The following is a 26809-nucleotide window of genomic DNA, read 5'->3' as shown; positions in this document are numbered from 1 at the left end:
AAACGCAGCCTATTTATCGGAGATTGATTATGCCCAGCCGTCACGGCGACGTTTTTTACGTGGGATAAGATGTGGCAGCACAAGGCCAAACAGTAAGCCGCCGCCGGCCACCATGCCGCCGTAGGTGAACCAGCGCATTAATAAGTCATCTTTTTGCGTATCAATTTTTGCACGCAAAGCACGAATTTCATTTTGTGCATCAATCAGCTTTTTATTGAGTTCGCTGCTGTGTGTTTCTAGCTTCTCGATTTGCGCATTGCGCTTTTTAAGCGACTCAACCAACCCTTTTTGTTGTGCTTTGGCATCATCCTGTGCACTCGATAAGGCTGTTTTTACTTTTTTGAGCTCGGCTTCAAGCGCAGGTACACGTTCTTTCAAGCCAGGTTGAGTGGTGACGAAGTCACTTTTCACCCAGCCTTTACGGCCGCGACTATCGACAATTTGCGAATAGCCCGCATTTTGGTCGCGCTTGAGTACAGTGATTTTATCGCCTGCATCAACACTGCCGATAATGCGATATTGTGTACCAGGGCCAGAGTGCATATAGGTAAATAATTCATCAGAAATATAGTTCTCTGCCATGGCTTGCGGCGCGGTGACGAGAACGAATAGCAATATGAGAGCAGAATACAGGTGTTTCACGTCTGGGGTCCTTTGCATTATTCAGTGTGGGACACATCGGCTTTGCTAGGCATAGTGCCATAGGCTAAAAAGAAAGGGGAGCCATGCCCCCCTTTTTTTAACCGTGATTTGACATCGCTGCCGACTGTTAGGCAAAGAAGGTGATCATTACTTGGTAAAAGATCACAGCTAATAAAGCGCCTGCTGGAAGCGTGATGAGCCACGAGGCAACAATATTGCGCACCACGCCGAGGTTGAGTGCGGCAATGCCTCTGGCAAATCCAACGCCGAGAACGCCACCGACTAATGTTTGCGTGGTCGAAATCGGTAAGCCTGTCCCCGAGGCTAAAACGACTGTGCTCGCGGTGGCTAATTGCGCGGCAAACCCGCGGCTTGGTGTGAGCTCTGTTATCCCTGAGCCAACGGTCGCCATGACACGATGCCCCAAGGTCGCAAGGCCGATGACAATGCCGGCACCGCCCATCGGAAGAATCCACCAAGCAATGTGTGCTTTTTCTGCCACAGTACCGAGGTTTTGCACGGTCGCGACAATCGCTGAAAGGGGACCAATGGCATTGGCAACGTCGTTTGAGCCATGCGCGAAGGCCATGGCACACGCCGTGACGACCATGAGTAAGCTGAATATCCGCTCAACGCCTTGAAAGCCTTGGCTCTCATCGCCGCGATATTTTCGAGAGATATAATACACGCCAAAAAACATCACCAGTGCAGACAAGACAATTGACGCACTGACTGACTCTAACGTGGTCAAATGCAAGCCAACATGCTTGAGCCCTTTTTTAATGGTCACCATCGCAATAATAAACGCGGTGAGGAACATATAAATGGGGACAAAACGTTTTGCATTGAGTACGGGGCGGTCAGTGTCAAAAATGAGGCGCTGGGCGCTAAGAAAAATAAAGTAGGCAAAAAGACCGGAGATAAAGGGGGTGATCACCCAACTGCCAACGATACCTTGGACGGTATGCCAATCGACGGCCTCAGAGCCAACCGATAGGCAAGCAAAGCCAATGATCGCGCCGATTATCGAATGGGTGGTGGAGACTGGCCAGCCCATATAGGAGGCAAGGAGCAGCCAAGTACCCGCCGCGAGCAGAGCGGACATCATGCCAAAGACCAATTCTAACGGTTGATCGGCATAGAGACTGGTATCGATAACACCTTTTCTAATGGTATCTGTGACTTCACCGCCAGCTAAATAAGCGCCGGCAAATTCAAAAATCATGGCAACAATAATGGCTTGCTTGATGGTTAGCGCTTTAGAGCCCACAGACGTGCCCATTGCGTTGGCGACATCATTGGCACCAATACCAATTGCCATTAAAAAACCAAAAGCCGCGGCGACCATAATAAGAATGGTCCCGTGATTCATCAGGATTTCCATTGTAATACCTTGTTGTTACATCACTCGGTTAGGAACGGGAAAGCATGACCTCTAAGCGCGCACCGACACGTTGCGCTTGATCAGCAATTTCGCCGACCCACTCGAGGATTTTGTACAAGAACATGACGTCGACAGGATTGTATTCCTGTTCCACCGCCATCAATGCCTGGCGAAGCTGGATTTGCATTGAGTCAGTATCATCTTCAATCACATCCAACTGATGAATCATTTCGGCCACTAAGGTGACTTCGCGTCCTTTAAATCCAGTCTCAAGCAGTTCTTCGAGCTCATTAATCACCCGACGTGCTTGAGCGGCTGCATCTAGGCACCGTTGTACATAAGCAATGAAAGCGGTATTCATTGCTGGGGGCATACGAAGCTGGCGGCCGATCACTCGGCCGGCAATATCTTTGGACAAGTTTGCCAATTTGTCTTGCTGAGTCAATAACTCGAGCATGTCCGTCCGATCAACGGGCATAAACAAACCGCGGGGCAACTTGAGTCGGATATTGCGCTTCAGGGTGTCAGCATCTTTCTCTATCTCAGAGATTTGGTGACGGAGTTGATTCGCCTTTTCCCAATCTTGCTGTTCGCAAGCATGGAAAAACGGGATCAGTAGCTCACAGCAATCATTGACACGATTGACGTGGCGTTGCAGAGGTTTTATAGGGCTTTTTGCGAATAGCCCAACAATTGTATTGACTGGCATAGCCGTAATCTACCTGGTTGCCTCACGCCCAAAGGGCAAAGAGTGGAGGCTAAACGTTCAACGATGGTATATCGGAGCGGCGAATGGTAGCGCAGAACATTGGCTAAAGAAACAGCTTTTGTGATCTATGCCGCAGTGCGTTTGATCAAGACTGGTGGTTATAGTCCTTGCCGACAAGATCAATTGTTCATATCCTTGTCAGGCAATTGGCTATAGGTACCCGTATGGACACTGAGATAGAGCTCAAATTTTTTGTCTCTTCTGACTTTCCTCACCGCATCCGCGATAAGATTGTCAGTGTAAAGCAGCTACAGCAAAGCCAGCGTGAGCTGGGCAACATCTACTTCGATACGCCAGATTTTACCCTACGCGAACACGATATCGGTTTGCGTGTGCGTTGTTTTGATGGTGTTTATATTCAAACGCTCAAAACCGCTGGCCGGGTGGTAGCTGGGCTGCATCAGCGCCCAGAATACAACGCTGAGCTTAATGGACCTGAGCCCGACCTTTCTTTGATCCCGGTCGATGCATGGCCTGATAGTGTCAATATTGATGCACTGAGTCAGTCGATTCAGCCGCTCTTTTCCACCGACTTTGTCCGCCAACAGTGGCTCTTAGCCACTGACGACGGGAGTCAAATAGAGTTAGCCAGCGATCAGGGTGAAGTCTCAACCGAAGCCGGTGATAAAGATGTGATTTCTGAGGTCGAGCTAGAGCTTATTTCGGGTCAAACCGATGCCTTATTTTCATTGGCGCGCAACCTTGCCGATGAAGGAGGACTGCGACTGGGAAATTTGAGTAAAGCCGCGCGAGGCTACCGCTTAGCCACTGGCTATCAAGGCGATCCGGTCAAAGCGCTGTCTATCGTCAAACTGAGCACCGACGATACGCAAGAGAAAGCGCTCATTCGAATTCTTGAGCACGCGCTCAGCCACTGGCATTACCACGAACAAATCTACATAGAGCGAGAGTCGCTTGATGCGCTGCAGGAAATTCGCTACGCGGTATTACTGATCCGCCAAGCCTTCGTTCTATTCGGCAGCGTGTTGCCGAGACGAGCGAGCACATTATTGCGTCAAGAGTTGCAATGGTTTGATGGCGAACTCGCTTGGCTGGATGATGCGTGGGCGAATGCACGCTTGTGTGAAGATAAGGGCCAATACCTGCGCAAACTCAATGCCCGAAAAATGATGGTCAAAACGCTGAAAGCTGAGCAAACTCAGTTGCCGGAGCGCGAGGATATCGTGGCGTTACTTCATACCTCTCGCTACTGCAATCTGTTGCTTGATTTAAGTCGTTGGATTCTCTCTAAAGGTTGGCAGCCGTTTTTAGATGAAAAAGCAGCGGATAAATTAGCGCAACCGATTCAAACCCTGGCCGATAAGGCATTACCTGAATCTTGGCATGAGCTCCTTGATGCCTTTGACGAGAGTAAGACACTGACAAGGCATGAGTATTTTGATCAGTATCCACGTCTGCAACGCAACTTGGTGTTAGGGACCTGCTTGGCGTCACTCTTTGATAAAAGTCGCCGTAAAGCGTTCCGACTGCCTTGGCTAGATTTACTGCAAGGTATAGAGGAACTTCGGCTACTTGAGCCAGTACGCGATTTAGTTGCAGCGATCGACGATGACGACGATAAGCAACAAGCGGAAAAGTGGTTAGCGAGAAAAGAAGAATCACTTTTTCATGCGATGACGCAAAGCCGCCAAACAGGCTTACGCCTCACGCCTTATTGGCAAGAATAAGCGACGCTAAAAAGTGTAAGAGAATAAGTAGAAGCAGCCAGATGGCTGCTTTTTTTAGCCGAATCGATTATGCAAATAAGATGTTTCTGTATGCATCGCCATGGCGCCTTTGGTCTCGACGTTGACTCGGTAAAAACTCAGTCAAGATCAATCTATGTTGGTGGTTTTTGCGTTATAAACGGTTTACGCGTCACATGATAATTTGACTAAGTTATCATTATGGGCAATGTTTGTGGTTAAATTTCACAAATACGGTAAACAAGGATTCAGCCTGCGTGGTGTTTGTCGATATAACATCACCTAGTATCAATAATCGCCCGTTTTTTTGGGTCACTCAGTTGGCTTGATAGCGGTCATGGAGCTTTCAGGATTATGGCTAAACATACCTTCTATGCGTGGGAAAAACCCGTTACCAATCTGCGCTTGATTCCAAAACTCGTGATTCTTATGGTATTTAGTACCATTATTTTGGTCGGTAAGCAGATGTGGGACGCCAATACATTTCGCCAATCCGTCATTGATTTCACCTTAAGCCAGACCCAAGAACTTGCCCGTTCCAGTGCCGCAATGACTGGCACATTAATCGAGCAACCGGACGGAGAGCGTCTGATGCGAGAGACGGTCGACACCATGAACAATGAGTTCAGTGAAGGCGCGTATTTATTTTTAGTCAATGGCGAGACGCGTCAGATTTGGGCGCACCCCTCCATGCGACAATTTGATCAATTGCGTGTGCCGGATGACACCTCTGGCGCTGATATTACTGAGCTTTTTCTCAATCAGTCACAGCCGTTCAGTTACACCGTCTATGATGGCGGACGACATGGGTATGCCGTGCCTGTAGGCAACAGCGACTGGTGGTTAGTGGCCTCGCAGCCCACATCTGAAGCGCAAGCGTATTACCAAGATTATATCATCAAAGTGGCGTGGCAGACTGCGGTAATGATTGTGTCTTTTATGGTGATCTTGCTGGGTGGATCTAACATCATGCTGCGCCAAATCAACTACCTGACCGACAGGATTCGTGCGTTGGCGAATCGCGATTTGAGTGAGCCGATTGAAATGAATAGCCAAGACGAGTTTGGCGATCTTGCGCGCGAGCTGGAAACGTCTCGTCGGCAATTGGTCGACGTGATTCAAGCGCAGCGACAAGCGTCAGACGATCTGTCGTCTCTGGCCGAGATCATGACCATCAGCATGTCGGAAACCAAAGAATCGTCGAAAGAGCAGTTCGATGAAATGGATCAACTGGCGTCAGCCATGAGTGAAATGAGCGCCACCGTGCAAACGGTCGCAGAGCATACCCGAGAAGCAGCTAAAGCGACTGAAAGCTCCAGTCAGCAAGCCAGCAGTGGCCAAGCGCATGTTAGCACCACCATTAATACCATCAATGCGCTGTCAAATGACATTAGTGAGTCATCACAAGTCGTCGGTCAGGTCGACGCGCAAGTGGAGAAAATTGGTACTGTGGTGGTGACCATTCAAGGCATCTCAGAGCAAACCAATCTATTGGCGCTTAACGCCGCGATTGAAGCTGCCCGGGCGGGGGATACAGGACGCGGCTTTGCGGTTGTGGCGGATGAAGTGCGTAAGCTGGCACAACATACCCAAGAAGCGACGGTTGAAATTCAAGATATGATCACCCAACTGCAGCAAAGTGCACAAAAAGCGGTGGGACTGATGGATCGCAGTGTGACGGAGGCGAGTGCCGGGGTAGACTCGGTGAGTCAGGCGGGTGGCGAGTTAGAGCAAATTGTTACTCAAATCCAATCACTGAATGATATGAACTTCCAAATTGCCTCGTCGGCAGAGCAACAAGCCTCGGTGGCCGGTGAAATGAATCAAAACCTCACCAATGTTAAAGACTTGGTTCAGGCCTCAGTGACGGTGGCGAGCGAGCTGCATGAAACGGCTGAAATGGTCGAGCAGAGTGCTCAGTCACTGAAAGATAAGATCGATGCCTTTAAAGTGTAATCGTTGTCCCTTCACGTCCCGATAAAGATAACGGCTCACTGCATTAGTGAGCCGTTTTTGTTAGTGTCAAATGAAGGAATTATCAAAAGGAATGCCCATGGTGCTGTCTGACTCCCTTTCCGCCAACCTGAATCAACATTGGACACAATTGGCTGAATTCGCCCCCCAAGCACTTGACCAATGGCAAGGACCCGCCCGCGACCAGCTGGAAAAGGCATTGGTATGCAGCGATTTTATTGCCTCTGCGCTCACGCACACTGACGGATTGTTGCAATGGCTTCATCAACATCACCGCGATGTATCACGCGAGGCCTGCTATCAGCCAGAACTGACGGCAGCGCTTGAGACGGTGAATGATGAGCATGAATTCCATCGTCAATTACGTCTGTGTCGGCAACGTGAACTTGTGTGGATTGCTTGGCGCGATATACATCAGCAGTGGCCTGTGGAGGCGAGTTTACAGCATTTATCGGCCTTGGCTGAGGCGCAGATCCTCAGTGCTTATCACTGGTTATATCAGCGTTGTTGCCATGATTGGGGCACGCCAATGAGCCCAGATGGCGACCCACAGCCTATGCTGATCCTCGGGATGGGGAAATTGGGAGGCGGTGAGCTCAATTTTTCTTCCGATATCGATTTGATTTTTACCTATCCCGAAAATGGAGATACTCAGGGAGCAAGGCGCAGTATCGCCAATGCCCAATTCTTTACGCGACTGGGTCAAAGGCTGATAAAAGCGCTCGACCAGCCTACCGTCGATGGTTTTTGCTATCGCGTTGATATGCGATTACGCCCATTTGGCGACAGTGGGCCTTTGGTGATGAGCTTTTCTGCCTTGGAAGATTACTACCAAGAACAAGGGCGTGATTGGGAGCGTTACGCCATGGTTAAAGCACGGGTGATGGGCAAAGAGCAATACGATTGTTATCAAACACTTAGGAAAATGCTGCGTCCTTTTGTCTTTCGACGCTATATCGATTTTAGCGCGATACAAGCTTTAAGGCGGATGAAGCAGTTAATTCAACGAGAAGTACGTCGGCGTGGACTGACGGACAATATTAAACTGGGTGCGGGTGGCATTCGAGAAATTGAATTTATTGCACAATCTTTCCAATTAATTCGTGGGGGGCGAGAGCCCAGCTTGCGTCAGCGTGGCTTACTGGAAACCTTGGATGCGATAGAAGAACTGGAGTTACTGCCAGCCGCTGAAGTCAGTCAGTTAAAAGCGGCCTACTGCTATTTGCGTCGGGTCGAGAACTTATTGCAGGCCATTGATGACAAACAAACGCAGACCTTGCCCGATAACGCGCTTGATCGGGATCGTCTCTCCTTCGCCATGGGGAGCAAAGATTGGGCGAGTTTACACGCGGAGATCGCGCGGCACATGCAGGCGGTCAATCAGGTTTTCTCTGGCTTAATTGGCGAAGATGAACAAGATAACGACATGGATGTTGATAGTGAGTATCACGATCTATGGGCGATGGCGCGCGATGTCGACAACGCTAAATTGATCCTCACAGGGTTGGATGTGCCGGAGGCCAATATTGCTGAGCAATTATTAACGTTTAAGCAGGAGCTGGCGAAACGGACCGTTGGCCCACGTGGCCGTGAGGTGGTCAATCGTCTGATGCCGGTGTTGTTAAGTAAATTATTAACCTTGCCTGAGCCTCAACAGGTTCTGCCGCACATTACCCATTTATTATTAAATATTGCCACTCGGACAACGTATTTAGAGTTATTAGATGAACATCCGGGGGCGATTGATCAAGTCCTTCGGCTTTGTACCGCCAGTCCCATGGTAGCGGAAAAGCTGGCACGCTATCCCTTATTGCTCGACGAGCTGTTGGATCTGACCCACTTGTATCAACCTCTTGCGCCTGATGCGTATCGCAGCGAATTGCGCGATTATCTGGCACGGATCCCGGTTGAGGACATGGAGCAGCAGATGGAGGCCGTACGTCAGTTCAAGCAAGTGCAACTATTAAAAATTGCCGCCGCAGATATTGCCGGTGTCTTACCGGTGATGCGGGTCAGTGATCATTTGACTTACTTGGCCGAGGCGATTGTAGAGGCGGTGGTCAATCAGGCCTGGCACCAGATGGTGGAAAAATATGGCCAACCGACACACTTAGGCGAGCGAGAGGGACGTGGCTTTGCGGTGATTGGTTACGGCAAGTTAGGAGGCTGGGAGCTGGGTTACAATTCCGATCTCGACGTGGTTTTTCTCCATGACTGCCCAGCGGATGTTGAGACTGATGGGCGAAAAGTGATTGATGGCCGGCAATTTTATCTGCGTTTGGCGCAGCGCATTGTGCATCTTTTCTCCACCCGCACTCCGTCTGGGATTTTGTATGAAATCGACACGCGCCTTCGCCCATCAGGTACCTCAGGGATGCTGGTGAGCACGCTAGAGGCCTACGCGGATTATCAACAAAACGAAGCCTGGACGTGGGAGCACCAAGCGTTAGTTCGCGCGCGGATGATCGACGGCGATCCCGACCTTGAGTCTGGCTTTGCACAGGTGCGGCATCGCATTTTATCGGCCTCGCGCGATCAGAACATACTGCGCGAGCAAGTCACTGGCATGCGTGAGAAAATGCGCCAACACAAAGCGACGCGCGATCATACTGTCTTTTCGATCAAGCAAGATAGCGGCGGGATCACTGACATTGAGTTTTTGGCTCAATACCTGGTGTTACAACATAGCGAGCAGCAGCCCGCCTTGACGCGTTACAGTGATAACGCACGCATTTTTGAGCAAGCAGGCGAGCTTGGCGTGATGACGATGGCACAAGCGGAGCGCCTGAAATCGGCGTATACCCGCATGCGCAATGCATTGCATCGTAGCCACTTGGCGGGAGAGAGTGGCAAGGTCGAAGCCAGTGCATTCCTCGACGAACGCGATGCCGTGATGCAAGCTTGGCAACAATGGTTAGCGACAGAAAAGGCGTCGTAAATCAGCGATCCGCGTGCGATGCTCAATAAAGCGATGGCTCGCCCTCAGGGCGTGTTTTAAAGCGTCGGTGTAACCACATATATTGCTCCGGCGCTTGTAGGATTAACTGCTCAACCGCGCGATTGGTGACAACGGCAGCCGCATCGGCGTCCTTGGGAAAATCCTGCAGCGGAGAATGGATGGTTATCCGGTACTGACCACCGCGTCGATCTCTCACAATCGAAAACGGTACCACAGCAGCGTGACCGGCTTGCGCGAGTAAGCTCGTCCCTGTGGTCGTACAGGCTTTCTCAACGGCGAATAATGGCGCAAAGGTAGAACGGCGTCGCCCATAGTCATGATCCGGTGCATACCACATCCTATCGCCTTGTTTGAGATGATGAATCATGGTTTTAACGTCTTTCCTGTCGATGGCGCCATTGTGTCGCGTCCGGCCGCGGTGCTGGAACCAATCATAAACAGGATTATTGTTAGGGCGGTACACACCCACGCCAGGAGTGACCTCACCTAAGGCACGTGCCCCCAGCTCTAAGTTCATCGAGTGTACAGCGATTAAGAGCACACCTTGCGCCTGACTTTCTAGGTTTTTAAGTTGGTCTAGGCCTTCATAGACCACATGTTTTTTGATGCGCCAAGAAGGCCAAAACCATGCCATACAGGTTTCAAAAAGGGCCAAGCCAGAGTTGGCAAAGTTCTCTTTCACCATCGCCTGACGCGAGGCAGGACTCATTTCAGGGAAACACAACGCCAGATTACGATCGGCGATCTTCACACGCCTTTTCATCAGCGTATGCATCAGTCGGCCAAGCCCGCGCCCCGCGTAAAACTGAACGCGATAGGGAAGCCAGCTGGCTAGGTACATGAGTCCCACCCCGAGCCAAGTGTGAAGATAGCGAGGGTGAAGAAATCCAATGTGAAATTTTGGCGGTGAAAAATCGCTCATAGCGTCAATGACTCGTGAAAACAAAAATGAAACTGGCCGTCAGGCACGCGCCACATTGTAGAGTAAATTGCAGGAGCTGTCCTGTGCTTGTCTGCTCGATGGATGTTGAGATTGTGCGCAGCGCACGCCTGTACGCGCCCCATTTGGTTTTTGGCTATGCTACTATCGCTCGGTAACGACAGTATTCGGAGATCCAGATGAAACTCAGCCTGCCTGATTATAACCAAGCCAATGTTCTGGTTGTCGGTGATGTGATGCTTGACCGCTATTGGTATGGTCCCACCGGACGTATATCACCAGAAGCCCCCGTGCCCGTGGTCAAAATCAATCAAACGGAAGAGCGCCCTGGTGGGGCTGCCAACGTGGCGATGAACATCGCTGCTTTAGGGGGACATACCCAGTTAATTGGTTTGACAGGCAAGGACGAACAAGCGGATGCGTTAACCCAAACCCTGGATTCTTTAAACGTCAATTGTGACTTTGTGGCGCTGGACTCGCATCCAACCATCACCAAGTTACGGGTGATGAGCCGTAATCAGCAGTTGATCCGGCTCGATTTCGAGGAGGGATTTGCGGGCGTGGATCTCACTCCAATGCTGACAAAAGTGACAGCCGCCTTACCCAAGGCGCAGGCGATGATCTTATCGGATTATGCCAAAGGTGCATTGGCGCAGGTGCAATCATTGATTCAAGCCGCGAATCAAGCCGGCGTGACCACCTTGGTGGATCCCAAAGGGACGGACTTTGAGCGCTATCGTGGCGCCAGTCTGCTGACGCCAAACCTGAGTGAATTTGAAGCCGTGGCTGGCACGGTGACAGACGATCAAAGCTTGGAAGAAAAAGGCTTAGCGCTGATTAAACACTATGAATTGGGCGCGTTGTTGGTTACCCGTAGTGAGCATGGTATGACCCTGCTTCGTCCTGATGCTGCCCCACTTAACTTGCCGACGCTGGCCAAAGAGGTCTATGACGTCACCGGCGCTGGCGATACCGTTATTTCGGTGCTGGCGGCCTCATTAGCTGCCGGCAAACCGATCGAACACGCATGTGCACTGGCCAATGCCGCTGCCGGTGTGGTGGTCGGCAAGCTCGGCACCTCAACGCTATCAACCATTGAGTTAACCGAAGCCATACACGGCTCGCACGAATCCGGCTTTGGGGTCACCACAGAATCGCAACTGATCGACGCGGTTAAGGTGGCGCAAGGACGGGGTGAGAAAGTGGTGATGACCAATGGCTGCTTTGATATTTTGCACGCCGGTCATGTTGCCTATTTAAACGAAGCCGCTAAATTGGGCGACCGCCTGATTGTCGCGGTTAATACTGATGCGTCGGTACAAGGTTTAAAAGGACCAGGCCGCCCGGTTAATCCCACCGATCGACGCATGGCAGTCTTGGCGGGGCTTGGCGCTGTGGATTGGGTGGTACCCTTTGGCGAAGAAACGCCTGCGCGCCTGATCAGTGCGGTGTTACCGGATTTATTGGTGAAAGGCGGCGACTATCAGGTCAGTGAAATAGCCGGAGCTGAAGCGGTGCTTGCCAATGGCGGTGAGGTCAAGGTGCTTAACTTCGAAGAAGGATGCTCAACGACTGAGATCATTGAATCGATTCGGCGTGGTCAATAGCGCCTCTTGCCCTATCAATTGAAAACAATAAAAAAGGTGCCCGTCGGCACCTTTTTGCGTTCTCGAGCCTTAAGCGTGAATTAATCTTGTTTCACCAGCCCTTGGTTGATATCAAGTAAGTCTTGCTCGGTCAAGGTGCCGACCGCTTGGTGTAAACGCAAATGACTTAAAATGTAATCGTAACGTGCGTTTGATAGATTACGGTTGGCGTCATACAAACGGCGTGTCGCGTCTAACACATCGACAATGGTACGGGTGCCCACTTCAAAGCCGGCTTCTGTCGCTTCTAATGCCGAGCGAGCTGAAATCACCGTTTGTTCATAAGCACGCAGGGCGCCAATCGAAGCATTAATGTCGTTATAGAACGCACGCACATCTTTCACTGTGCTCCGGTAAGTGGACTCTAAACCCTGCGAGGCAGCGACATATTCATGTTGCGCTTTTTCAACATTGGCCGAGGTGCTGCCACCGGTGAAGAGTGGTAAGCTAAAGTTGAGCGCAGCCGTCCCCTCGTTAGAATCAGTAGAGCCTGGCGTGTGTTGGTTATCAACATCCGTCATCCCGTATTTGGCGCTAAACGTCAACGTAGGCAGATGACCGGTTTTGGCGAGCTTAATCTGCTCTTTGGCGGTGTCACGCGCAATGCGGTTAGCCAGCAGTTGCAGATTTTTCTCTTCTGCGGTCTTCACCAAAGCAGCGGGTTGCTGTTGCGGGTTGCTGGCACTAAAACGCGCTTTATCGAGCACGCGTAAGTCTCTCGGCGCTTGGCCGGTGATCTCACGTAAGCCTTCATAGCTGTTGGTGAGAGCGTTTTCTGCCAAGATCTCATCGGCGAGCACAGCGTCATACTGCGCTTGAGCGTCGTGCACATCGGTAATCGCCGACAAGCCAACTTCAAAACGTTGCTTGGTTTGTTCAAGCTGACGGCCCACCGCCGCTTTTTCTGCTTGAATAAACTCAAGCTTGTCCATCGCACGTAGGACATCAAAATACGCTTGCGCCACGCGCAGCATCAACCCTTGTTGCTGGGCAGCATAGGCGGCATCCAGTTGACGCGCTTGCATTTCGCTAATATCCAGATTCACCCAGCTATCACGCTTAAATACTTGTTGGCTCAGGCTGATATCGGCGGAAGTGGTGTCCATATCACGGTTGTTGTTGCTGTCATTGCGTTGGATCGCGTAACTGGCGTTAAGTGCAATTTGTGGTAGCAAGGTGCCGCGGGTAGCATCCACGGCGGAAAACGCCGCGTCACGTTCAGCGGCCGCTTGATTAAGAGTGGGATCGCTTTGCTTCGCTTGTTGGTAAATTTGGGCGAGATCATCGGCAAAGGCTGCATTGCTTACGCTGCCGAGTGCCAAACCTAACGCCAGAGGGAGCAATTTTTTCATAGATAGAATCCCTGAATCTGTGCTATTCGATAAATATACAGTTACTAGCTTAACGCAATTATGCTTGCGTGAAACTGACAATTTGTGAGGACATTGAGTGTAAACTATCCAATTTATAAATGGGACTTAAAAATAGTTGTAACTTTTATCAAAAAAGTTAAGTTTAAAGTTTGCAGTGAATCAGGGCCAGTGATAAGACTGCGCCGCGACAGCCTATCATAAGGAGCTAGCATGTCAGACCATCCGCCCGGACAATTTGGTCGCGACGATATCGTGATTGAATATATCTCACCACTTTATCAAGGCTTCTTTTCTATTCAACGCTATCAGTTTCGTCATCGTCTATTTGAGGGCGGCTGGAGCGGTGCGGTGGTACGAGAGCTGTTTGAGCGTGGACACGCCGTCGCGGTACTGCCGTATGATCCAGGGCGAGATGAGGTGGTCATGCTTGAGCAAATCCGCGTCGGGGCGATGGCAGCAGGTGCGACGCCGTGGCAGTTAGAAATTGTCGCGGGCATGATCGATAGCGATGAATCACCAGAGCAAGTGGCACACCGTGAAGCGCGAGAAGAAGCTGGATTGTTGTTGCAGCAAATGGAACATGTCACTCGTTATTTATCCAGCTCCGGTGGGTGCTCTGAGCAACTTGATGTATTTGTTGCCATTGTGGATGCGAGTGATGCCGAGGGGATTCATGGCCTAGACACTGAGAATGAAGACATTCTTGTTCATCGTTTTTCTCGTGAGCAGGCGTATCAAAAAGTGGTCGATGGTGAAATTGAGAATGCAGCCTCGATCATTGCTTTACAATGGTTGGAACTCAATGCGGCGAGATTGCGTCAGAGTTATAATCGTTAAAACCGATAACCGATCGTGTACGCATTGCGCAGGCTCGAATAACAAGTAGGTACCCGTGAAAACTAATTATCGTGTCGACTTATCGGCGATGATGCGCCTTTATGAAACCAATTACGCTAAGCTTGTTCGTCTGATGCCACAGCCGGATGAGGTAGGTCGCGTCTGCCGATACGATATTCATGGTCAGGAATATGCGCTGGTGGTCCGCGAGTCGACGCGTTATACCACCTTGCTTGATATCGCGCAGCTTAGTCCAGGAGATGCACCTTCGTATTTACATGCTAACCTGACTGTACGCTTGTATCACGATGCACGTGTGGCGGAAGTGTGTACCACGCAGCAGATTTCGCGCTTGAAACCACGTTATGATTACCCAAATCCGCGCATGCATCAGCGCGATGAAAAGCATCAAGTGAATGCATTTTTATCGGATTGGCTCGGTCATTGTTTGCGTCGTGGCATTAGTGCGTCTAATCCTATGTATAAATCATCGTTAAACTAAACCAGCAAAGGTACTTTCAACGTTGCAGCCTTGTCAGATAGATAACGCCCACGGTGATTGCATTCGTCTCTTGCAAATTACCGACACGCACCTGTTCGCCGATGAGCAGGGCAGTTTGCTGGGTATCAACACACTTCAAAGCTATCACGCCGTGTTAGAGGCAATCAGTGCGACATCTAAGCCTTTTGATGCCATTATTGCCACGGGCGATTTATCGCAAGATCACTCTGCATTGTCATATCGTCGTTTTGTCGACGGGATTCAGCGCTGGAAGCAGCCTTGCTTTTGGCTGCCAGGCAACCATGACTTTCAGCCTGAAATGCGCGCGGTGCTGCACTCGAACACCTTGATGGCCCGTTCGCAGGTCTTATTAGGGGAGCACTGGCAAATGATCTTGCTCGACAGCCAGGTCGCGGGTGTGCCGCACGGTGAATTATCTCACGATCAACTCAAACGCTTAGATGCGGATTTAAGTGCTTATCCAGAGCGACACGCGCTCGTGCTATTGCATCACCATCCTTTGGAGGCAGGAAGCACTTGGCTTGATCAGCATAAACTGGTCAATCGAGAGGCGTTTTGGCAGATTATGGCTCGCCATCCTCAAGCGAAAGTGGTGGTGTGTGGCCATATTCATCAGGCGTTAGATATTCGTCATCAAGGCGCGCGTGTGATGGCAGCGCCTTCAACCTGTATCCAGTTTATGCCCGATTCGCATGATTTTGCCCTCGATAACCAAAACCCGGGTTGGCGCTGGCTGACGCTTTATCCTGACGGACACATTGACACGCAGGTTGAACGTGTCACCGGACGTTACTTCCGTCCTGACTTTGACTCGAGCGGGTATTAATCAACATGGCATCTGCGTTACTTTACTTACATGGCTTTAATAGCTCGCCACACTCATTAAAAGCCACGCAAATGCGTGAGTTTTGTCATCGTTACCGGCCTGATATTGATGTATTGGTCCCGCAACTCCCTAGCCATCCCGCGCCGACTATCGATTTACTTTCTGAACGGGTAGAGGCCTATAGGGAAACGCATCAACTTGGATTGGTCGGAAGCTCATTAGGGGGATTCCTCGCCACTTGGTTGAGTGAACGTTATCAATTGCCTGCTGTACTGGTGAACCCTGCGGTTCGCCCTTATGAGCTATTGCAAGACTATATTGGCGAGCAGGTTAACCCTTATACCCAAGAACATTACCACTTGGATGCCGCTGATATTCTCGCCCTGCGTGAGCTTGATGTGCCCACGCTGTCTGAGCCTTCTCGCTTTTGGTTATTACAACAAATGGGTGATGAAGTATTAGATTACCGTCAGGCGGTGGAGAAATTTAACGCGAGCAAACAGACCGTTGAGCCTCATGGCGATCATAGTTTTATTGGCTTTGAGCGCTATTGCGAGGAGATATTGCAATTTCTCGGCGTCTAATCTGCTTACCACGCCAATGCTTGTCCACTCATGCTCTGACCAATGCCTTGTCCACCCATGTTTATCTGCCAAAGCGCTCTGCTAAGCGGATACTTAAGCCAACTATGACTCGGATGGCAGTTCACAGAAACTCGTGGCAATCTGGGGTCGCGCTTGACAAGCGGATCCCCCTTGCTGACCATGTCATCACATTTATTAAGCTAATCGATTATGACAGAACAAAACTATAACGCAGGATCGATAGAAGTCCTCAATGGGCTCGAGCCAGTGCGCCGACGTCCGGGTATGTACACCGATACCAGCCGTCCCAACCATTTGGGGCAAGAAGTGATCGATAATAGTGTCGATGAAGCGCTAGCCGGTCACGCCAGTAAAATTGATGTCATTCTTCATGCAGATCAGTCATTAGAGGTGATTGATGATGGGCGAGGGATGCCGGTTGATATCCACCCAGAAGAGGGCGTCTCTGGGGTCGAACTGATTTTATGTAAACTTCATGCTGGCGGTAAGTTTTCCAATAAAAGCTACCAGTTTAGTGGCGGCCTGCATGGGGTGGGTATTTCGGTTGTTAACGCTTTGTCTCATCGGGTCGAGATCAGCGTTAAACGCGACGGTCAGGTGTATGACATCGCGTTCGAAAATGGCGATAAAGTACAAGACTTGACTGTCACCGGAACATGTGGACGCCGTAATCGAGGTACCCGCGTTCATTTTTGGCCCGATAGCCAATTTTTTGATTCGGACAAGTTCTCGCTTACGCGCTTGAAAACCATTTTAAAAGCCAAGGCTGTATTGTGTCCGGGCTTGACGGTGAACCTGACGGATAAAAACACCAATGAAACCATTACTTGGTGCTATGAAGACGGGCTCAAAGACTACTTAGCACACAGTGTGAAAGGTTATGAGGTACTGCCCGAGACACCTTTTATCGGTGAATTTAGTGGCCAAAGTGAAGCCGCTGATTGGGCGGTGATTTGGCTCCCAGATGGGGGAGAGTTAACCACCGAAAGTTATGTGAATTTAATTCCAACCCCACAGGGCGGTACCCACGTTAATGGCTTACGCCAAGGTATGTTGGAAGCAATGCGGGAGTTTTGTGAATTTCGCAACCTATTGCCTCGCGGGGTCAAGTTGACCGCGGACGATATTTGGGAGCGTTGTGCCTACGTGCTCTCGGTTAAAATTCAAGACCCGCAATTTGCCGGACAAACCAAAGAGCGCTTGTCATCGCGCCAATGTGCGGCGTTTGTCTCTGGCGTGGTAAAAGATGCGTTCAGCCTTTGGCTTAATGAGCGTCCTCATTTGGCTGAGCGCTTGGCAGAAGTCTGTATCGCCAGCGCCCATCGACGGATGCGTGCCGCCAAGAAAGTGGTGCGTAAAAAAGTGGCGTCTGGCCCTGCATTACCTGGCAAGTTAACGGATTGTGCTATGCAAGACTCCAGTCGTACTGAGCTCTTTTTGGTCGAAGGGGATTCTGCAGGTGGGTCGGCCAAACAAGCGCGCGATCGAGAATTCCAAGCGGTGATGCCGCTTCGAGGAAAAATCCTGAATACCTGGGAAGTCTCAGCGGACCAAGTACTCGCCTCGCAAGAAGTACACGATATTTCAGTCGCGCTGGGGATCGATCCGGACTCGAGCGATTTATCTCACCTGCGTTACGATAAAATTTGTATCTTGGCCGATGCGGACTCAGATGGCCTGCATATTGCGACCCTTCTATGCGCATTATTTATGCAACACTTTCATGCGTTGGTCGGAGGTGGCCACGTTTATGTCGCGATGCCGCCTTTGTACCGGATTGATTGTGGAAAAGAGGTCTTTTATGCCTTGGACGAGGATGAAAAGGCCGGGATCTTGGAGCGTTTAAGTAATAAGCGCGGCAAGGTCAATGTGCAACGTTTCAAAGGGCTAGGGGAAATGAATCCCTTACAACTGCGTGAGACCACCATGGACCCCAATACTCGGCGCTTGGTACAGCTCACTATCGATGACGAAGAGCAAACGCAACAGCTAATGGATATGTTGCTGGGGAAAAAGCGAGCGGAAGATCGCCGCCATTGGCTGCAGCAAAAAGGCGACATGGCCGAACTTATCGATATTTAAATAACTATAACGGGATCTTATTCGCATGACAGAGGTGACTTATGATGGCGTAGAGCAGCTTGCCCTTCGCCAGTTCACTGAGGATGCTTACCTCAATTACTCGATGTACGTCATCATGGATCGCGCACTGCCGTTTATCGGCGATGGCTTAAAGCCAGTGCAGCGCCGGATTATTTACGCGATGTCCGAGTTGGGGCTTTCCGCCTCCGCAAAGTACAAAAAATCGGCCCGAACCGTTGGCGATGTGTTGGGTAAATACCACCCCCACGGGGATGCGGCTTGCTATGAAGCCATGGTGTTGATGGCGCAGCCGTTTTCTTATCGCTACCCACTGGTTGATGGGCAAGGGAACTGGGGCGCACCGGACGATCCTAAATCCTTTGCTGCGATGCGGTATACCGAATCACGTCTTTCGCGCTTTTCAGAAGTGTTGCTGCAAGAGCTTGGCCAGGGCACGGTCGAATGGGGCCCCAATTTTGATGGCACCATGAAAGAGCCGAAGACCTTACCGGCACGTTTACCGCATATTTTATTAAACGGTATTACTGGGATTGCAGTGGGTATGGCCACCGACATTCCCCCACACAATGCCCGGGAACTCGCCAATGCGCTGGCGGCGATGATTGATAAGCCCAGTATCGATTTAGACGGCGTGCTTGAGTATGTTCAAGGCCCTGACTATCCGACCGAAGCTGAAGTGATCACGCCAAAATCAGATTTGAAAAAGCTCTATACCAGCGGACGCGGATCCATCAAGATGCGCGCCTTGTGGCATAAAGAAAGCAATGAAATTGTGATCACAGCGTTGCCGCATCAAGTCTCTGGTGCCAAATTATTAGAGCAAATTGCCAATCAGATGCGAGCGAAAAAGCTGCCGATGGTGGATGATTTACGCGATGAGTCGGATCATGAAAATCCAACGCGTATTGTCATCGTTCCGCGCTCGAATCGTGTTGACTGTGATCAGCTGATGGATCACTTATTCGCATCGACCGATTTAGAGAAAAGCTATCGCGTAAACCTCAATATGATTGGTCTGGACGGTCGGCCGCAGGTTAAAGGCTTACACGGCATTTTGTCTGAATGGTTAACCTTCCGACGCCAAACCGTAAGACGTCGCCTTGAGCATCGCTTAGAAAAAGTGCTCGCTCGCCTGCATATTTTGGAGGGCTTACTCGCCGCTTACCTCAATATTGACGAGGTGATTGAGATCATCCGCAGTGAAGATGAGCCAAAGGCGGAGTTGATTCAGCGCTTCGGTTTGAGCGAGAAACAGGCCGAAGCCATTCTTGAGATCAAGTTGCGCCAGTTGGCCAAGTTGGAAGAGATTAAAATTCGCGGTGAGCAAGATGAGCTCAGCAAAGAGCGCGACAAACTCGAAACATTGCTGGGGTCAGATCGTCGGTTAAACACCTTGATCAAAAAAGAAATCCTGGCGGATGCAGAAAAATATGGTGACGACCGCCGTTCTCCTTTGATCGAGCGTGCCGAGGCCAAAGCGTTAACGGAACGTGATTTAGTCCCCAGTGAGCCCATCACTGTGGTGTTATCTGACAAAGGTTGGATTCGTCATGCCAAAGGCCATGATGTTGATGCCAGCAGCCTAAATTACAAAGCCGGGGATCAATTCCTCGATGCCGCACCGGGTAAGAGTAATCAACCTGCGGTGTTCTTGGGATCAGATGGGCGCAGTTATGCGATCGAATCGCATACCTTGCCGTCAGCACGAAGCCAAGGCGAGCCGATTACGGGTCGAATTAATATCACGCCAGGATCATCGATTCGTCATGTACTCATGGCAGATGAAAACCAGTTTATGCTGATGGCTTCCGATGCGGGCTATGGCTTTGTGTGTAAACAAGCCGATATGCTGTCAAAAAACCGTAGCGGCAAAGCCTTGCTAACGGTGCCCGCGCATGCTGAGGTGATGTCGCCTCGTCAAATCAGCCAGCTAGAAACGGATTTGATTGTGGCTATTTCTAATGAAGGGCGAATGCTGGTCTTTCCTGTGCATGAACTTCCCCAGTTGAGCAAAGGCAAAGGCAATAAAATCATTAATATCCCTGGCGCACGCGCGAAATCGCGTGAAGAAGTGTTAAGTCAGCTCTATGTCGTGCCCGCCGATGTAGGGATTACTCTGCACGCAGGTAAACGGAAATTAACGTTAAAGCCAGACGATTTGGCTCATTATCGTGGCGAGCGTGGTCGTCGAGGGAGTATGCTGCCTCGAGGCCTTCAGCGCGTCGATGAGATAGATATTCTCACTGATGAATAACACAACGTCCGCCCTTGTGATCAAGGGCGGCGTGGGTGCATTTTTGTGCTGAATCCGTATACTGACTCGCCTTCTACGCTGGCTCTTTGGAGAGAGAAATGATTTTTGTCGTGCGACTGCTGGCATTATTAATTGCCGCTGTGTTGCTGTTTGTCTTTGGCGGGCTTTACTGCTTATTAAGCCCCCGTAACCCCCGTAATTGCTATCATATCAGTAAATGGTTTGGGCGCCTCTCTCGTTTATTTGGGATTCGCTTGGAACTGCGATTTGCCGAAGGCGCACCGCGCGAGCCCGGTGCCAGTGTTTGTATTGCCAACCACCAAAGTAACTGGGATATGGTGACCTTATCCAATGCATTAATGCCTGGCGCGGTCACCGTTGGTAAAAAAAGCCTCTTGTGGGTACCGATTTTTGGCCAGCTTTATTGGCTAACCGGCAACGTATTGATTGATCGAGCGAACCGCAGTAAAGCGATGGGGACCATTGCGCAGGTGACGGAAAAGATCCGTGCCAAGCAACTGAGCGTATGGTTATTCCCAGAGGGGACACGTTCTCGCGGGCGTGGGTTATTGCCTTTTAAAACCGGCGCGTTTCACGCCGCAATCGGTGCCAACGTGCCTTTGATCCCGATCGTATGCAGCTCAACGCATCATTTAAAAGCCAATCGTTGGAACAATGGTCATGTGATTGTTGAAGTGATGGCACCGATTTCATCTGAGGGCTACGATAAAAACAATGTTCGTGCGCTTGCTAAACACTGCCACCAGGTGATGAAAAGCAAGTTAGAACAGCTTGATGCAGAAGTTGCGGAACGTAATCAACGCGACCGCTAATTGAGGATTCAGCTATGACTTCAACCCAGCGCCACCATGTTGTGTTGGTCTCACCTAATGGTGAACCACAAGGGATCGCTGAAAAGTTGGAGGCGCATCAGCAAGGATGGCTGCATATGGCCTTCTCCGTTATGTTATTTCGATGCAACGCCAATGGGGAGCGTGAGTATCTACTCCAACGTCGGGCGGCAGATAAATATCACAGTGGCGGGTTGTGGACTAACACCTGTTGTTCACACCCCAAACAGGATGAACCGATTGCCGCAGCGGCAAAGCGGCGTCTATATGAAGAGTTAGGTATTGCGCGTCCGCTCAACTTTATGATGGGACCTTGGTTTGAATATCGCGCAGAACTGGGCAATGGGTTGATTGAACACGAGTTGGATCAAGTCATTGCCTGTGAGGTGAATCGCGTCGATATGATCTTAAACCCAGATGAGGTAGAAGATTGTCGCTGGTGGCCGGAAAGTGAGGTTAGGCAGGCAGTCGCAGAGAGCCCTGAGCGATTTACCGCATGGTTTGAGCAGGTACTGACCCGGGTTCATGCGATGGTTGAGTTGCCAACCGCCTCGCAGATATAAACCGAGATTGGCTGCGTGACAATTAAGCGGCGTCGTCGACGCCGCTTTTCTTCTTTAAGCGCTACGTACTGCGATGGCTTCAATTTCAATATCAACATCTTTGGGCAGGCGTGCCACTTCAACACACGAACGTGCTGGATAGTTTTCTACCCCGTGCTCGTCAAAGAATGCACCATACACTTTGTTGATATCGGCAAAGTCTTCCATGTTTTTCACAAACACAGTGAGCTTAGCAATATCGTTCACTTTCAGTCCTGCCGCTTCGACAACCGCTTTAACATTATCCAGCGACTGGCGTGCTTGCGCCGTAATTTCTGGTGAAATCTGTCCAGTTACCGGGTTAACCGGGATTTGGCCAGAAGTAAGGATCATATTGCCAAGATCAACCCCTTGTGAATAAGGACCGATCGCTTCTGGCGCTTGTTCAGTTTGCAGTACTTGGATCATTGTCTATTCCTTTGTTAAAACGCAACACCTATAGTCTGCAACGGTTATCCAGCCAGGTAAAGCCGTTTACACGGGGGCAAGGCGATCACGGACCACTTGCTCGCAGGCACTGAGATCGCTTAAGCGGCGAGGGGCGACCAAAATGGTGTCGTTGCCGCCTACCGTGCCTAAAATTAAGGGGTGCCGGTGAAGATCGATTAAGCGTGCAATCAGTTGGGCACCGCCTGGATGTGTTTTTACCACCACCATGGCGTGGCTACAGGTGATCGCGTCAATTTGTGATCCAACCGAAGAGATCGCATAGACAGGCTCCATCTCGCCACTCAGCGTATAGACTTTTTGTCCATGCGCATTGGGTACTTTGGCGACCCCCAGCTTGGATAATAACCGAGAGACAGTCGATTGGCTGACATCAAGATAGCCAAGATCCACCAGTTGCTGACGCACAGCATCTTGGGTAGTAAAGCTTTGGGTTTGGAGTAGATGCCGGCACGTTGAAAGGATATCTTCCTCTGGTGTGGCGGCTGTTACCGATAGAATTGCATCATCAACCACGGGCAACCCCTTATAATTAACGGCACTTTACTTTAATATCAGTAGATAAAACTGATGATTAGCGATTCAATCGCATATGCTATCAGTTGCGGTAAAGGGAAACCTTGATGCGTGTCACTGCGTGGTATCAAGAGGAGAAGCAGGGCGCCGTGTGACGCCCTGTTAGGGGATTAATCGCCGAGGGTGGCGACCATCACCGCTTTGATGGTGTGTAAGCGATTTTCTGCTTCGTCAAAAACGATAGAGCAGTCTGACTCAAACACATCTTCGGTGACTTCTAGTCCTTTTAGGCCGTATTTTTGTTCTATTTCGGCGCCGACGGTGGTTTCGTTATTATGGAATGCGGGCAAGCAATGCATGAATTTTACATGTGGATTACCGGTTGCTTTCACTACATCCATATTGACTTGATAGGGTTTCATCATCGCGACGCGTTCGTCCCAAGCCTCTTTAGATTCGCCCATGGAAACCCAGACGTCGGTATACAAGAAATCACAATCTTTAACGCCTTCTTGTACGTCTTCGGTGAGCGTAATGCGCGCGCCGGTTTGCTCTGCAATTTCACGGCATTGTGTCACCAATGCGTCTTCCGGCCAGAATGCTTTTGGTGCTACCAAGCGAATATCCATCCCCATTTTCGCTGCACCGACCATCAGGGAGTTTCCCATGTTGTTGCGAGCATCGCCGAGATAAGCAAAGCGCATTTCATGAAGCTGCTTACCACGGCCATGTTCGAGCATGGTCATTAAATCGGCTAAGATTTGTGTAGGGTGAAACTCGGTGGTCAGGCCATTCCATACAGGTACCCCGGCAAACTCACCGAGCTCTTCGACAATGTCTTGTCCAAAGCCACGGTATTCAATACCGTCATACATGCGGCCGAGTACGCGAGCGGTGTCTTTCATCGACTCTTTATGACCAATTTGAGAGCCGGTTGGGCCGATGTAGCTGACTTGGCCGCCTTGGTCGAACGCAGCGGTTTCAAAGGCACAGCGGGTTCGTGTTGAGGCTTTTTCGAAGATCAGAGCAATGTTCTTACCTTTTAGACGCGGCGTTTCATAACCGTTGTATTTGGCTTTTTTGAGTTCAATAGCCATATCGATAAAGTGTTGGATCTCACGGGGCGTGAAGTCCAGTAGTTTCAGAAAGTTACGGTTGCGTAGGTTAAAAGCCATAATGGGAAATCCTCTTCGTTATTGGTCTCAGGCTTGTGCAGGAGCAGGTTGGCCGTGAGAAATATTGTTTTTATTCACTGAATGTGGACGAATACGCGTGCCCGCCTGACCGGCTAGAATCGCTAAACCATCTTCTAAAGCGCCAATGCCAACCAGTTTTCCACCTTGGCGCACAAATTCGCACGAGGCATCAATTTTAGGCCCCATTGAGCCTGCATCGAAGGTGTATTGGCTTAGATCCTCGGGCGTTGTCTCGGCGATGGCCCGTTGATTGGGTTGACCATAGTCGAGATAGACCGCCTCGGCATCGGTCAAAATCAGCAGAGCGTCGGCATTGATTTGGCGGGCTAAGAATGCGGCTGACATGTCTTTATCAATCACCGCTTCAATGCCTTTGAGTTGATCACCTTCTTTAATGACTGGGATACCGCCACCACCGGTACAAATCACTAAATGCCCCTGTTTGATCAAGCTGGCAATGGCATCATCCTCAATAATGCCAGTGGGTTGCGGGCTAGGTACCACCCGACGGAAATATTGGCCATCCGGTTTGATATCCCAGCCATATTTGTCAGCAAGCTGATTCGCTTCTTGTTGGTCATACACGGGGCCAATCGGTTTGGTCGGATTGGCAAATGCCGGGTCCTTGGGATCAACCGTCATTTGCGTGAGCATACAAGACACATGTTGATCCGGTGCTAAGTTATGTAGCTCTTGCATCAGCATGTAGCCAATCATGCCTTGGGTTTCAGAGCCGAGCACATCCAACGGATAAGGGGTCACAGATTTGTATTCGAGCCCCTGCAGGGCCAGTAAGCCAACTTGGGGGCCATTACCGTGGACAAGCACTACATTGTATTGCTCACCAATCGCCGCGATGGTTTTTGCCGCTTTGGCGATATTGGCACGTTGAACGTCGGCTTCTAAAGGCTCGCCTCGACGCAGGAGGGCGTTGCCACCTAATGCAACCACGACAGTGGGTTTATTCATAATCATACTCTCTACAGTCGTTGGGGCTGAGCGCAAGCAGGCTCAGCCCAATGCGTTTTAAATACCATCACGATGGATAGGGCAGCTCATGCAGCGCGCGCCGCCCCGGCCGCGGCCCAATTCGTCACCGGGAATCGACAAGACAGTGATACCCGCTTTATCATATTTTTCGTTGGTATAGGTATTCCGTTCATAGCCCACCACGACACCAGGACGAACGGTGAGTACGTTGTTGGCATCATTCCATTGCTCACGCTCGGCTTCAAAGCTGTCACCACCTGTGGTAATCAGATTCAGTGGGCCGACATCAAGTCCTTTTTCAATCGCGGTTAGGAAGTAATCCTCTTCGCGAACATTGAGTTTGCCAGTGCGATCACCGGTGAGGCTCCAGCACTTGATGTCTTTGCGAATCACTTCTGGGTATACCGAGAAGGTATCTTCGCGCATATGGGTCATCACGGTATCAAGGTGCATGCATGAGCGGTGTTTAGGGAGTTCCATCGCAATCACTTGCTTGGCTTGTCCGTGTTTGAACAAACTGGATGCGAGGTTTTCTACCCCTTGCGGCGTGGTGCGTTCAGACATCCCAATGAGGACCACGCCTTTACCCAAGACAGTGACATCGCCGCCTTCTATAGTGGCATTATCATAATCAATGTTCTCGCCACCAAAGTAGGTAATAAAGTCGCCATTGGCGAAACGTGGGTGCCATTTGTAGATGGCACGCAAGTGGTTCGTTTCACGCTTCCGCGCCGGTTTAGCCATTGGGTTAATCGATACGCCGCCGTATAACCAGCACGAGGTATCTCGCGTAAATAAGTGATTAGGCAGTGGGTCGATAATAAAGTCTGAAGGGGAATGCATCGCTTGCAACATCGATGTTGTCGCCAGCGGAAGCTCAGAGTAGGCGAGCCCGCCTAAGAACATCGACGCTAACTCATGATGAGGAAGATCATTTAAGTAGCAGCGGATATCGTTCGCAAACGACGGACCAAAGGTATAGTCAGATATTTTTAGGTTCATCAGCCAAGCTTTGGCTTCAGGGACATCCAGCGTTTCAGCCAGCAGGTTTTGCAACAATAAGACTTCCACACCCTGGTCTCGAAGCGTTTGTGCGAACTTGTCATGCTCTTCACCTGCGCGTTCAACGGAAAGTACATCATCGAAAAGCAGGTCGTGACAGTTAGAGGGAGTGAGGTGTGTCAAAGCACGCTCAGGACGGTGTAACATCACTGTACGTAATTGACCAATTTCTGAGCCGACATAGAAGTTGTTCATCTTTCTTTCTCCGTATATCTCTGCTTGGCTTTTCATCGGAAGGGATAAATAAAAAGTGCAGATTTATTATTGGGTACAAATTCATTCTAACGCGGCGTGATAATGGAACTGGAAGTTAGATCACATTGACTCAATACATCCTAGAGAGCGGTTTTTACCCTGTGTTAATGGTATTTATGGCAGATGATTTACGTGGTCTTTAATAATTAATCACTTTTAATGATTGCTTAGCGTTTTTATTTTTTTATCTTCAGAGTTTGCGCGGACTTTGTGTTTGTTTTATGCCTATTTTATTTTGCGTGTATTAAAGCTTATGCGTCATTAATGAATGACTATCTTTTGATTTTTTTTAATTTAACAAGTACAGGCGATTTTTTGGTTTGAATTGTGACGGTGATCATTATTATAC

The 26809-nt window shown here is 50.1% G+C and carries 22 protein-coding genes; 12 read left to right on the top strand and 10 right to left on the bottom strand.

Going from position 1 to position 26809, the window contains the following annotated elements; all coding sequences use genetic code 11:
• Positions 1 to 27: 27 nt before the first annotated feature.
• The 3 genes from BZG75_RS06135 to BZG75_RS06125 all read right to left on the bottom strand — a co-directional run bounded on the left by BZG75_RS06135 (position 28) and on the right by BZG75_RS06125 (position 2735).
• Entirely contained in the window at positions 28 to 642 is a 615-nt protein-coding gene (locus tag BZG75_RS06135) for a TIGR04211 family SH3 domain-containing protein (protein ID WP_077576470.1), read from the bottom strand.
• A gap of 127 nt (positions 643 to 769) precedes the next feature.
• Positions 770 to 2026, bottom strand: a complete 1257-nt coding sequence (locus BZG75_RS06130) for an inorganic phosphate transporter (protein WP_077576469.1) — start codon at positions 2024 to 2026, stop codon at positions 770 to 772.
• Between the two features lie 28 nt (positions 2027 to 2054).
• Positions 2055 to 2735 (bottom strand): TIGR00153 family protein, encoded by a 681-nt coding sequence (locus BZG75_RS06125; RefSeq protein WP_021023390.1) that lies wholly within the window; start codon positions 2733 to 2735, stop codon positions 2055 to 2057.
• A 224-nt stretch (positions 2736 to 2959) separates the two neighbouring features.
• Here BZG75_RS06125 and BZG75_RS06120 point away from each other — a divergent pair, with 224 nt between their 5' ends.
• From BZG75_RS06120 to glnE, 3 genes are all read left to right on the top strand, one after another.
• Positions 2960 to 4483, top strand: coding sequence for a CYTH and CHAD domain-containing protein (locus tag BZG75_RS06120; protein WP_077576468.1), 1524 nt, complete (start codon positions 2960 to 2962; stop codon positions 4481 to 4483).
• Positions 4484 to 4855: 372 nt separating this feature from the next.
• Positions 4856 to 6457: a methyl-accepting chemotaxis protein gene (locus BZG75_RS06115; RefSeq protein ID WP_077576467.1), complete on the top strand. Its 1602-nt coding sequence runs from the start codon at positions 4856 to 4858 to the stop codon at positions 6455 to 6457.
• A 97-nt stretch (positions 6458 to 6554) separates the two neighbouring features.
• The gene (gene glnE / locus BZG75_RS06110; RefSeq protein WP_077576466.1) at positions 6555 to 9413 is read left to right on the top strand and encodes a bifunctional [glutamate--ammonia ligase]-adenylyl-L-tyrosine phosphorylase/[glutamate--ammonia-ligase] adenylyltransferase; all 2859 of its coding nucleotides are present in this window, start codon (positions 6555 to 6557) and stop codon (positions 9411 to 9413) included.
• 22 nt (positions 9414 to 9435) lie between these two features.
• Here glnE and lpxL read toward each other — a convergent pair whose 3' ends face one another.
• The gene (gene lpxL / locus BZG75_RS06105) at positions 9436 to 10356 is read right to left on the bottom strand and encodes an LpxL/LpxP family Kdo(2)-lipid IV(A) lauroyl/palmitoleoyl acyltransferase (protein WP_077576465.1); all 921 of its coding nucleotides are present in this window, start codon (positions 10354 to 10356) and stop codon (positions 9436 to 9438) included.
• Positions 10357 to 10553: 197 nt separating this feature from the next.
• Between lpxL and hldE the strand changes: the two genes are divergently transcribed.
• Complete coding sequence (hldE, locus tag BZG75_RS06100; protein WP_077459932.1) at positions 10554 to 11981, top strand: bifunctional D-glycero-beta-D-manno-heptose-7-phosphate kinase/D-glycero-beta-D-manno-heptose 1-phosphate adenylyltransferase HldE; 1428 nt, start codon at positions 10554 to 10556, stop codon at positions 11979 to 11981.
• 80 nt (positions 11982 to 12061) lie between these two features.
• Here the strand turns inward: hldE and tolC are convergent, their stop codons facing one another.
• Positions 12062 to 13372: an outer membrane channel protein TolC gene (tolC, locus tag BZG75_RS06095; RefSeq protein ID WP_077576464.1), complete on the bottom strand. Its 1311-nt coding sequence runs from the start codon at positions 13370 to 13372 to the stop codon at positions 12062 to 12064.
• 231 nt (positions 13373 to 13603) lie between these two features.
• Between tolC and nudF the strand changes: the two genes are divergently transcribed.
• The 8 genes from nudF (at position 13604) to idi (ending at position 21955) form a co-directional block, all read left to right on the top strand.
• Positions 13604 to 14230 carry an ADP-ribose diphosphatase gene (nudF, locus tag BZG75_RS06090; protein ID WP_077576463.1) on the top strand — a complete coding sequence of 209 codons (627 nt, stop codon included), beginning with the start codon at positions 13604 to 13606 and terminating at the stop codon, positions 14228 to 14230.
• A gap of 55 nt (positions 14231 to 14285) precedes the next feature.
• Positions 14286 to 14732 carry a DUF1249 family protein gene (locus tag BZG75_RS06085; protein WP_021023397.1) on the top strand — a complete coding sequence of 149 codons (447 nt, stop codon included), beginning with the start codon at positions 14286 to 14288 and terminating at the stop codon, positions 14730 to 14732.
• 22 nt (positions 14733 to 14754) lie between these two features.
• Positions 14755 to 15579 carry a 3',5'-cyclic-AMP phosphodiesterase gene (cpdA, locus tag BZG75_RS06080; RefSeq protein WP_021023398.1) on the top strand — a complete coding sequence of 275 codons (825 nt, stop codon included), beginning with the start codon at positions 14755 to 14757 and terminating at the stop codon, positions 15577 to 15579.
• A 5-nt stretch (positions 15580 to 15584) separates the two neighbouring features.
• On the top strand, positions 15585 to 16163 hold the full coding sequence (gene yqiA / locus BZG75_RS06075) for an esterase YqiA (protein WP_077576462.1): 579 nt from the start codon (positions 15585 to 15587) through the stop codon (positions 16161 to 16163).
• Positions 16164 to 16373: 210 nt separating this feature from the next.
• Complete coding sequence (parE, locus tag BZG75_RS06070) at positions 16374 to 18266, top strand: DNA topoisomerase IV subunit B (RefSeq protein ID WP_077459928.1); 1893 nt, start codon at positions 16374 to 16376, stop codon at positions 18264 to 18266.
• Positions 18267 to 18291: 25 nt separating this feature from the next.
• Positions 18292 to 20541, top strand: coding sequence for a DNA topoisomerase IV subunit A (parC, locus tag BZG75_RS06065; protein ID WP_077576461.1), 2250 nt, complete (start codon positions 18292 to 18294; stop codon positions 20539 to 20541).
• A 98-nt stretch (positions 20542 to 20639) separates the two neighbouring features.
• On the top strand, positions 20640 to 21374 hold the full coding sequence (locus BZG75_RS06060) for a 1-acylglycerol-3-phosphate O-acyltransferase (protein WP_077459926.1): 735 nt from the start codon (positions 20640 to 20642) through the stop codon (positions 21372 to 21374).
• Between the two features lie 14 nt (positions 21375 to 21388).
• Positions 21389 to 21955: an isopentenyl-diphosphate Delta-isomerase gene (idi, locus tag BZG75_RS06055; protein WP_077459925.1), complete on the top strand. Its 567-nt coding sequence runs from the start codon at positions 21389 to 21391 to the stop codon at positions 21953 to 21955.
• Between the two features lie 54 nt (positions 21956 to 22009).
• Here idi and BZG75_RS06050 read toward each other — a convergent pair whose 3' ends face one another.
• From BZG75_RS06050 to arcA, 5 genes are all read right to left on the bottom strand, one after another.
• On the bottom strand, positions 22010 to 22402 hold the full coding sequence (locus tag BZG75_RS06050) for a RidA family protein (protein ID WP_077459924.1): 393 nt from the start codon (positions 22400 to 22402) through the stop codon (positions 22010 to 22012).
• Between the two features lie 66 nt (positions 22403 to 22468).
• Entirely contained in the window at positions 22469 to 22957 is a 489-nt protein-coding gene (locus BZG75_RS06045; protein WP_077459923.1) for an arginine repressor, read from the bottom strand.
• 170 nt (positions 22958 to 23127) lie between these two features.
• Positions 23128 to 24132: an ornithine carbamoyltransferase gene (gene argF, locus BZG75_RS06040; protein ID WP_077459922.1), complete on the bottom strand. Its 1005-nt coding sequence runs from the start codon at positions 24130 to 24132 to the stop codon at positions 23128 to 23130.
• A gap of 27 nt (positions 24133 to 24159) precedes the next feature.
• Positions 24160 to 25122 carry a carbamate kinase gene (arcC, locus tag BZG75_RS06035; RefSeq protein WP_077459921.1) on the bottom strand — a complete coding sequence of 321 codons (963 nt, stop codon included), beginning with the start codon at positions 25120 to 25122 and terminating at the stop codon, positions 24160 to 24162.
• Positions 25123 to 25179: 57 nt separating this feature from the next.
• Positions 25180 to 26400: an arginine deiminase gene (gene arcA, locus BZG75_RS06030; RefSeq protein ID WP_077459920.1), complete on the bottom strand. Its 1221-nt coding sequence runs from the start codon at positions 26398 to 26400 to the stop codon at positions 25180 to 25182.
• Positions 26401 to 26809 lie beyond the last annotated feature (409 nt).

Source organism: Salinivibrio sp. AR640 (assembly GCF_001995405.1).
GTDB lineage: Bacteria > Pseudomonadota > Gammaproteobacteria > Enterobacterales > Vibrionaceae > Salinivibrio > Salinivibrio costicola.
This window is presented reverse-complemented; position numbering and strand designations above follow the sequence as displayed.

Bases quoted from the DNA above. Each gene is read 5' to 3' on its own strand.
- BZG75_RS06130 (WP_077576469.1), bottom strand. From the start codon at position 2,026: ATGGAAATCCTGATGAATCACGGGACCATTCTTATTATGGTCGCCGCG.
- BZG75_RS06125 (WP_021023390.1), bottom strand. From the start codon at position 2,735: ATGCCAGTCAATACAATTGTTGGGCTATTCGCAAAAAGCCCTATAAAA.
- BZG75_RS06120 (WP_077576468.1), top strand. From the start codon at position 2,960: ATGGACACTGAGATAGAGCTCAAATTTTTTGTCTCTTCTGACTTTCCT.
- BZG75_RS06115 (WP_077576467.1), top strand. From the start codon at position 4,856: ATGGCTAAACATACCTTCTATGCGTGGGAAAAACCCGTTACCAATCTG.
- glnE (WP_077576466.1), top strand. From the start codon at position 6,555: ATGGTGCTGTCTGACTCCCTTTCCGCCAACCTGAATCAACATTGGACA.
- lpxL (WP_077576465.1), bottom strand. From the start codon at position 10,356: ATGAGCGATTTTTCACCGCCAAAATTTCACATTGGATTTCTTCACCCT.
- hldE (WP_077459932.1), top strand. From the start codon at position 10,554: ATGAAACTCAGCCTGCCTGATTATAACCAAGCCAATGTTCTGGTTGTC.
- tolC (WP_077576464.1), bottom strand. From the start codon at position 13,372: ATGAAAAAATTGCTCCCTCTGGCGTTAGGTTTGGCACTCGGCAGCGTA.
- nudF (WP_077576463.1), top strand. From the start codon at position 13,604: ATGTCAGACCATCCGCCCGGACAATTTGGTCGCGACGATATCGTGATT.
- yqiA (WP_077576462.1), top strand. From the start codon at position 15,585: ATGGCATCTGCGTTACTTTACTTACATGGCTTTAATAGCTCGCCACAC.
- parE (WP_077459928.1), top strand. From the start codon at position 16,374: ATGACAGAACAAAACTATAACGCAGGATCGATAGAAGTCCTCAATGGG.
- parC (WP_077576461.1), top strand. From the start codon at position 18,292: ATGACAGAGGTGACTTATGATGGCGTAGAGCAGCTTGCCCTTCGCCAG.
- BZG75_RS06060 (WP_077459926.1), top strand. From the start codon at position 20,640: ATGATTTTTGTCGTGCGACTGCTGGCATTATTAATTGCCGCTGTGTTG.
- idi (WP_077459925.1), top strand. From the start codon at position 21,389: ATGACTTCAACCCAGCGCCACCATGTTGTGTTGGTCTCACCTAATGGT.
- BZG75_RS06050 (WP_077459924.1), bottom strand. From the start codon at position 22,402: ATGATCCAAGTACTGCAAACTGAACAAGCGCCAGAAGCGATCGGTCCT.
- argF (WP_077459922.1), bottom strand. From the start codon at position 24,132: ATGGCTTTTAACCTACGCAACCGTAACTTTCTGAAACTACTGGACTTC.
- arcC (WP_077459921.1), bottom strand. From the start codon at position 25,122: ATGAATAAACCCACTGTCGTGGTTGCATTAGGTGGCAACGCCCTCCTG.
- arcA (WP_077459920.1), bottom strand. From the start codon at position 26,400: ATGAACAACTTCTATGTCGGCTCAGAAATTGGTCAATTACGTACAGTG.